Here is a 7523-nt window from a genome sequence, read left to right on the forward strand (position 1 = left end):
TTTCGAGGAACCGCTGCGCCTCACGGTGCGAGTCACGGCCCAATTGGTCTGCCCAGGTGGCATATTCGGCGTCGATCCGTGCGGGTGAGGGCGTCGTCCACGGCTTCGGAACGACGGTCGCGACGGCGAGTGACGTCTTTAGAACCCGCGCGGCCTCCACCGCCAAGTGCAGGGCGGACCGTCCACTCTTCCCGGCGAGATAGCCGACCACGACGGTCACGGCGTGTCCTGCGGGTGCCCGGTGATCAGTACATCGTCGTCGCCGGGCACGGCGGTGGGAATGTAGCCGTCGCCGCCATCATTCAGCGCGCTGTGCTTGCGGCCCCAAACCAGGTAGAAGGCCAGCACTGCGACGACACAGGCGCCGAACACCAGCCATGTCTGCCAGCGCAGGCCGTAGAGCACTGCCATACAAGCGAGGACGGAGAGAACCGGTGTGACGGGGTAGCCGGGGACCTTGAACGGGCGGGGCAGATCGGGTTGGCGTACACGCAGGATGATGACGCCGACCGACACAGTGATGAATGCGACCAGTGTGCCGATCGACACCGCATCCAGGAGCCAGTTCAGCGGAATGAAGCCGGCCAGGATGCTGGTCACGACAGCCACGATGATTGTATTGGCGACGGGAGTCATGCTGCGCGGGTTCACCTTTGCGAACATCGACGGAAGCAACCCGTCACGGCCCATTGCGAACAGAATTCGGGTCTGCCCGTACATGACGACCAATGTCACCGAGAAGATCGAGATCACGGCGCCTGCGGCGAGCAGCGTACTTGCCCAGGTGCCACCGGTGATCTTCTCCAGGATGACCGACAAGCCCGCCTCGGACTGTTCGTCCGACCCGAAGTCCGCGGCGTCCTGGGTACCCAGGCCGGCGAACGCAACCAGGATGTAGAAGAAGGTGACCACGATGAGGGCGGCGATGATCGCCCTGGGCATCGTCTTCTGCGGGTCCTTCACCTCGTCACCGGCTGTCGATACCGCGTCCAGACCGATGAACGAGAAGAAGATCATGCTCGCCGCGGTGGTGATGCCGGCCATGCCTTTGTCCCAGAAGCCCTGGAAGTGGTCGGTTTCGAATGCGGTGAGGGCGATGACGATGAACATCCCCAGCACTCCGAGCTTGATCAGCACCATCACCGTGTTGACCGCGGCGGACTCACTGGCACCCCGGATGAGCAGGAACATGCACATCACGATCAACACGACAGCGGGGAGGTTGACGATGCCCGGCACGTCGTCCCACGGGGCGCCGGTCAGCGACTGAGGTAGTTGCCATCCAAACAGGTTGTCCAACAACTTGTTCAGGTAGCCGCTCCACCCCACCGCAACCGCCGAGATCGACACGCCGTACTCGAGTAGCAAGCATGCCGCCACACCCATCGCGACGAACTCGCCCATCGTCGTGTAGGCGTAGGAGTACGTCGAGCCCGAGACCGGTACCGATGACGCCATCTCCGCATAGCAGATGGCGGAAAGGCCGGCCGCGACCGCGGCGAGGACAAACGAGACCAGCACCGCAGGCCCTGCTTCCGGCACCGCCGCCGACAACACGAAGAAGATGCCGGTGCCGACCGTGGCCCCGACGCCGAACAGCGTCAGCTGAAACGTGCCGATGCTTCGTTTCAAGTGGTCGGAGGCACCGTGGGCAATGGGCGCCCCCGCTACCGGCCTGCGCCGCAACAGTTGCTCGGAGAAGCTTTGCGATGGAGCGGTCATGGTTCCTCCTGAGCGTTTAGATCTCCGTGGGGGATGAGTGTGAACCCAATTCGGCCAAAACATCGGCGAACTGACTGATCGCCCACTCGATCTCCTCCGCGGTGATCACGAGTGGTGGTGCGAAGCGCAGTGTCGAACCGTGGGTGTCCTTGACCAATACTCCGCGTTCGGCCAGTCGCATGCTGATCTGCTTTCCCGTCCCGAGCGTCGGGTCGATATCGACGCCGGCCCACAGGCCAAGGCCCCGCACCGTGATCACACCCTTGCCGATCAGTGTTCGCAGTCCGCTGTGCAGCCGGTCACCGAGTTCGGCTGAGCGGGTCTGGAATTCGCCTCGGCGCAGTATGTCCACGACGGTGGCGCCGATCGCGGCCGCCAGCGGATTGCCGCCGAATGTGGAGCCGTGCTCGCCGGGGTGCAGCACCCCGAGAATGTCCTTGTTCGCCACCACCGCGGACACCGGCACGACGCCGCCGCCGAGGGCTTTGCCGAGCAGGTAGATGTCGGGTACCACGCCCCAGTGGTCGCATGCGAATGTGCGACCGGTACGGGCCAGCCCTGATTGGATCTCGTCGGCGATCATCAGCACGTTTCGCTCGGTGCACAGCGCGCGCACGCGCGGCAGATAGTCGTCGGGCGGGACGATGATCCCCGCCTCACCCTGGATCGGCTCGATGAGTATCGCGACCGTGTTGTCGTCGATCGCTGCTGCCATCGCATCGGCGTCGCCGAACGGCACCGAACGGAAGCCAGGGGTGTAGGGGCCGAATCCGCGGCGCGCGCTGTCGTCGTCGGAGAAGCTGATGATCGTCGTCGTGCGGCCGTGGAAATTGTTCTGCGCCACGATGATATTGCCTTGCCCGGCAGGCACGCCCTTGACATCGGTACCCCACTTGCGGGCCACCTTGATGCCGCTTTCGACGGCCTCGGCGCCGCTGTTCATCGGCAGCACCATGTCCTTGCCGCACAGCTCGGCCAGCGAATGGCAGAACGGACCGAGCCGGTCCGAGTGGAAGGCTCGGCTGACCAACGTCACGGTGTCGAGCTGAGCATGTGCAGCGGCAATGATCTCGGGGTTGCGGTGCCCGAAGTTCACGGCCGAGTATGCAGCCAGGCAGTCCAGATAGCGCCTGCCCTCGACGTCGGTGATCCAGGCGCCTTCTGCGCTGCCGGCGACGACAGGCAGCGGTGAATAGTTGTGCGCGGCGTAGCGGTCATCGATGGCGATCGCGTCCTGGGTAATCGATACCCGGGTCGCACCGCTACTGTCCTCCGACGTCTGGGTCACGACATCAAGGATGGTCACGAATACACCTCCAGAGTGCAGCATTTGATTGATCCGCCGCCCTTCAACAGCTCCGACAGGTCGACGCCGATCGGCACGAACCCGGCATCGAAGAGCTGATCGGCGAAGCCGGTTGCGGCCGCCGGATGGACGACGTTGCGGCCGTCGGAGACGGCGTTGAGCGCGAGCACGTAGGCGTCGGTGGTGGCCACCTCAATGGCGTCGGGGAAGAGCTCGAGCAAGCGCGTGCGCGACTCTTCGCTGAACGCGGGTGGGTAGTAGGCGATGGTGGTGTCGTCGAGTACCGCAAGCGCGGTGTCGAGGTGATAAAACCTCGGATCGACCAATTCGAGGCTGACAACAGGCATCTCGACGGCGGCAGCGATCTCGTCGTGTGCGCGCCGGTCGGTGCGGAATCCGTAGCCCGCCAACAGGATCGCACCGACTACCAGGAAATCGCCTTGGCCTTCGTTCACGTAGCGCGTCTCGGTCGGATGGAAGCCGTGGCGATCCATCCACTCGGCGTAGGCCGCGACTTCGCCTGCGCGCTGCGGGTAAGCGAACCTGGCGACGACGGCCTTGCCGCTGACGAGGAGACCGCCGTTGGCGGCGTACACCATGTCCGGCAGCCCGGCGACCGGCTCGACCAGTTCGACGGTGTGCCCCAGTTCCTTGTAGGTCTGGCGAAGGGCCTCCCACTGGTTCATTGCCAGGTGCGTATCCACGGGGGTAGAGGTGTCCATCCACGGGTTGATGGCGTATTCGACGGTGAAGAATGTCGGGGGCGTCATCGCGTAGTGGCGTCGGGAAGGAATCCGCTGCTCACATATCTGGTCGGCGCCGCCGCGCCTCCGGATTGCGGCGACATCGGATACCGGGGCCGCGGGGGCGGCGACATCTGAAATCGTCATGATCAGACGATATTTGCTCGCGGATTTGCAATCAATCGCCGTCTCTTGCGTGTCTACCAGTGATCTGTTGTGCTTGAATCGTTTGAACGGCGATTTATTGCGTGGAGGCTGGCATGGAACGGTTGGACGAAACCGACGAACTCATTCTGGCCGAGTTGGCGCAGGATGCCCGGGCGACCTATGCCGAGATCGGTCAGCGAGTGAATCTGTCCGCTCCTGCGGTGAAGCGGCGGGTCGACCGGATGCTCGACAGCGGCGTCATCCGCGGGTTCACCACGGTCGTCGACCGAAATGCGCTGGGCTGGAACACCGAGGCCTACGTTCAGGTGTTCCGCCACGGCACCATTGCTCCCGACCTTCTGCGAAAGGCCTGGATCGATATCCCCGAGGTGGTCAGCGCCGCAACCGTCACCGGCACCGCTGACGCGATTCTGCATGTGCTCGCCCGCGACATGCAGCATCTGGAAGAGGCGCTCGAGCGGATCCGGTCGGCGGCAGACGTCGAGCGCAGCGAAAGCATTGTGGTGCTGACGAACATGATCGACCGAATGCGCGGCTGAGGCCTCAACTGCAGGGCGGCGCACATTTGGCTGACGCCATCGTGTAGAAAACCCCACGTGAGCACATCCGCGGGGATAGTCATCGTCGGTGGCGGGCTGGCCGCCGCCAGGACCGCCGAACAACTTCGACGGTCCGAGTACGCCGGCCCAGTCACGATCGTCAGCGATGAGGACCATCTGCCCTACGATCGACCGCCGCTATCCAAAGAGGTGTTGCGCGCCGAAGTGGACGACGTGACGCTCAAACCGGCCGAGTTCTACGAGGACAACGACATCACCGTGCGACTCGGCAACGGTGTGCGCTCGTTGGATGCCGCCGCGCAGACGGTGACGCTGGCCGATGGCGACGAAGTCGCCTATGACGAGTTGATCATCGCGACCGGACTGGTGCCAAGAACCATCCCGTCTTTTCCGGATCTGGAAGGTATCCGCGTGCTTCGCTCGCTCGAGGAAAGCATCGCGCTGCGCGAGCACGCTGGTTCGGCCGGCCAGGCTGTCGTCGTCGGCGCGGGCTTCATCGGTTGCGAGGTCGCGGCCAGCCTGCGCGGCATGGGAGTGAAAGTCGTTCTGGTGGAACCGCAACCGACCCCCTTGGCGTCGGTGCTGGGCGAGCAGATCGGCGCCCTGGTCACCCGGCTGCATCGGGCCGAGGGTGTCGACGTGCGTTGCGGCGTCGGTGTGGACGAGGTGCGGGGCACCGACCATGTCGAGAAGGTCGTGCTGTCAGACGGAACCGAGCTGGACGCCGATCTCGTCGTCGTCGGAATCGGCTCCAAGCCGGCTACCGAATGGCTCGAAGGCAGTGGCATCGAACTGGACAACGGCGTGGTCTGCGACGACGTCGGACGTACCGCAACGCCTCATGTATGGGCGATCGGCGATGTCGCATCGTGGCGGCACCCCGTGGGACACCAGGTCCGCGTTGAACATTGGAGCAACGTCGCCGACCAGGCGCGGGTCATGGTGCCCGCGATGCTGGGTAAGGACATTCCCGCGACGGTCTCGGTGCCCTACTTCTGGAGCGACCAGTACGACGTCAAGATCCAGTGTCTCGGCGAACCGCAGGCCGACGACATCGTGCATGTGGTCGAGGACGACGGTCGAAAGTTCCTCGCCTTCTACGAACGCGACGGTGTGGTGGCCGGAGTCGTCGGCGGTGGGATGCCGGGCAAGGTGATGAAGGTGCGCACCAAGATCGCCAACGGCGCCCCGATCGCCGACGTGCTCCCGTCCTAGAGCTCGCCTAGGTAGAAGCGGCTGCCCTGGTCGTCGGTGCACAACGCGCTTCTGCCGTACGACTGTTGCGACGGCTCGTCGATGACCGTTCCGCCTGCCGCCCGCACCCGGGCCACAGCGGCGTCGATGTCCTCGACCGCCCACATCGGCACGGTCACCGGGCGACTGTTGCCGCCCGCGACCCCGGCCATCGGGTGTGTCTGGTTCACCTGCCAGCCGTCGGGGATCCGGCCCGGCTCGAATGTCCAGAACAGCACGCGGCTGTAGAACGCCCTGAACGCGGTTGAGTCGGTGACCTCATACGTGATGTATGAAAGTTCGCCTGGCCCAGTGCCGTTGAGCGCAGGCCGGGGCTGACCCGGATTCGGCTGGAAGACGCCGAACGACGCGCCTTGCGGGTCGGTGGCGCCACTGAGCGTGCCGAAGTCGAACTGCTCGAGTTCGTCGATCGTTCCGCCACCGTCCACGATCGCCTGCCGCGCTCCCGCGAGGTCGGCCACCGCGTAGCAGCAGAACAGCGTGGGCGGCCCGTCGACGGAGTAGATGCCGATGCGCCCCCTGGTGTTGGTGACCTGGTGGGTCTGCGGATCGTAGGTCCAGCCGAGCACGGTGCCGTAGAACGCAGCGGCGCGGTCGGCATCGGGAGTCCATACGGAGATGTAGCCGACGTCGCCGTGCTGGATCTGGATCGGCGCACCGGTGACCGGTCCGCTGAGCATCCACCGATGTCCGAACGGGTCGATAATGGTGGCATTGCGGGCTCCGTAGTTCTCGTAGGCTTCCCGCTGTATCGTGGCGCCACGTTCCCGAGCCCGCTCCAAGGTTGCGTCCGTGTCGGCCACGGGCAGCATCAGGCTCACCGAACTTGCTTGGGGGTCAGGCGCTTTGAGGCCCAGCTCGGGGTACTCGTCGGCGAGATAGAGCACGCCGTCGCCGATCTGCAGCTCTGCGTGCCCGACGCGACCGTCATCCATCTCGTACAACTCGCCGACGAGAGACGCGCCGAAGGTGTCGATGTACCAGCCGATGGCCTCGCGGGCATTCACCACCGACAGGTAGGGCAGTGCCGCAGGCCGTGGGGGCGCCGTCGCCACCTCGTGCTCGGTGGTGGACTCGTTGAGTTCTGCGATGGCAGTGTCGGTGCCGCTCATGTCGATTGCTCCTGTTCGGTTGGGCTGGGCCTCAAAAAAATCCACAGCCGACTCCAGGCGGGCGCGGAGTCGAGCCGCGAACGCCGGGTCGGGTTGAACCGGAAGCTCGTCGCCATGAAGCACTGTCAGCGGATCGTGGCTGTTGTTCATGCCAACCCTCCTTCCGGTTCCGGGTAGTGCGATCTGAAGGCGCGGCGAGCCCTCACCAGCAGGGCTTCTGTGGCGTGCACTGTGCGGCCGATCAACTCGGCGCATTCACCCACGCTGCAGTCGTCCATGTAGCGCAGTGCGAGCACGGTGCGGTGCTGCTCGGACAGCTTGGCCAAAACGCTCTCGGCCACAATCCGATTCAGCTCGCTGTCCCAGTCGTCGACCGCGTCGACGGGTTCGGGTAGATCGGCCACCGGCACGGTGAACCGGTCAGATCGCCGCCGGTAGTGGTCGGCGAGTTTGTGCCGCGCCACGCCGATGAGCCACGGCACCGTTATCGGCGGCGGAACCTCCTTGCGCGCGGCGTCCATCGCTGCCAGAAAGGTTTCCGACGTCAGGTCTTCGGCTGCTCCGCGGTCGCCACAGCGTCGGACGAAATATCCGTACACCGTGGGCAGTGCCTCGTCGTACAACGCCAGCAGCGTCCGCGCGTCACCTGGCTCTGGTT

The 7523-nt window shown here is 64.8% G+C and carries 7 protein-coding genes and 1 pseudogene; 2 read left to right on the plus strand and 6 right to left on the minus strand.

The features are described from left to right. From QOJ24_RS24775 to ddaH, 4 genes and pseudogenes are all read right to left on the minus strand, one after another. A pseudogene (locus tag QOJ24_RS24775) lies at positions 1-220 on the minus strand (universal stress protein); the annotation flags it as partial. Next, positions 217-1722, minus strand: coding sequence for an amino acid permease (locus tag QOJ24_RS24780; protein ID WP_526265999.1), 1506 nt, complete (start codon positions 1720-1722; stop codon positions 217-219). The gene QOJ24_RS24780 and the pseudogene QOJ24_RS24775, both read right to left, overlap by 4 nt. Before the next feature lie 16 nt (positions 1723-1738). Further along, positions 1739-3028, minus strand: coding sequence for an ornithine--oxo-acid transaminase (gene rocD / locus QOJ24_RS24785; RefSeq protein WP_526266001.1), 1290 nt, complete (start codon positions 3026-3028; stop codon positions 1739-1741). After that, positions 3025-3918 carry a dimethylargininase gene (gene ddaH / locus QOJ24_RS24790; protein ID WP_526266003.1) on the minus strand — a complete coding sequence of 298 codons (894 nt, stop codon included), beginning with the start codon at positions 3916-3918 and terminating at the stop codon, positions 3025-3027. Before ddaH ends, rocD begins: the two co-directional genes overlap by 4 nt. 113 nt (positions 3919-4031) lie before the next feature. Between ddaH and QOJ24_RS24795 the strand changes: the two genes are divergently transcribed. Together QOJ24_RS24795 and QOJ24_RS24800 are read left to right on the plus strand one after the other, a co-directional pair. Further along, positions 4032-4478, plus strand: a complete 447-nt coding sequence (locus tag QOJ24_RS24795; RefSeq protein ID WP_526266005.1) for an Rv2324 family transcriptional regulator — start codon at positions 4032-4034, stop codon at positions 4476-4478. Positions 4479-4502: 24 nt separating this feature from the next. Continuing rightward, on the plus strand, positions 4503-5714 hold the full coding sequence (locus QOJ24_RS24800; protein WP_526266010.1) for an NAD(P)/FAD-dependent oxidoreductase: 1212 nt from the start codon (positions 4503-4505) through the stop codon (positions 5712-5714). On the opposite strand, the gene QOJ24_RS24805 is transcribed toward QOJ24_RS24800, so the two are convergent. Both QOJ24_RS24805 and QOJ24_RS24810 read right to left on the minus strand, forming a co-directional pair. Further along, entirely contained in the window at positions 5711-7015 is a 1305-nt protein-coding gene (locus QOJ24_RS24805) for a VOC family protein (protein WP_526266007.1), read from the minus strand. The two genes, QOJ24_RS24800 and QOJ24_RS24805, sit on opposite strands and share 4 nt — an antisense overlap. Then, a partial coding sequence (locus QOJ24_RS24810; protein WP_526266009.1) for an RNA polymerase sigma factor occupies positions 7012-7523 on the minus strand: 512 nt, incomplete at its 5' end. The genes QOJ24_RS24805 and QOJ24_RS24810, both read right to left, overlap by 4 nt.

Source organism: Mycobacterium sp. (assembly GCF_032159775.1).
Classification (GTDB): domain Bacteria; phylum Actinomycetota; class Actinomycetes; order Mycobacteriales; family Mycobacteriaceae; genus Mycobacterium.

What these genes read in the sequence shown, in the direction of transcription:
- ddaH (WP_526266003.1), bottom strand. Translation starts at nt 3,918, where the DNA reads ATGACGATTTCAGATGTCGCCGCCCCCGCGGCCCCGGTATCCGATGTC.
- QOJ24_RS24795 (WP_526266005.1), top strand. Translation starts at nt 4,032, where the DNA reads ATGGAACGGTTGGACGAAACCGACGAACTCATTCTGGCCGAGTTGGCG.
- QOJ24_RS24805 (WP_526266007.1), bottom strand. Translation starts at nt 7,015, where the DNA reads ATGAACAACAGCCACGATCCGCTGACAGTGCTTCATGGCGACGAGCTT.
- QOJ24_RS24780 (WP_526265999.1), bottom strand. Translation starts at nt 1,722, where the DNA reads ATGACCGCTCCATCGCAAAGCTTCTCCGAGCAACTGTTGCGGCGCAGG.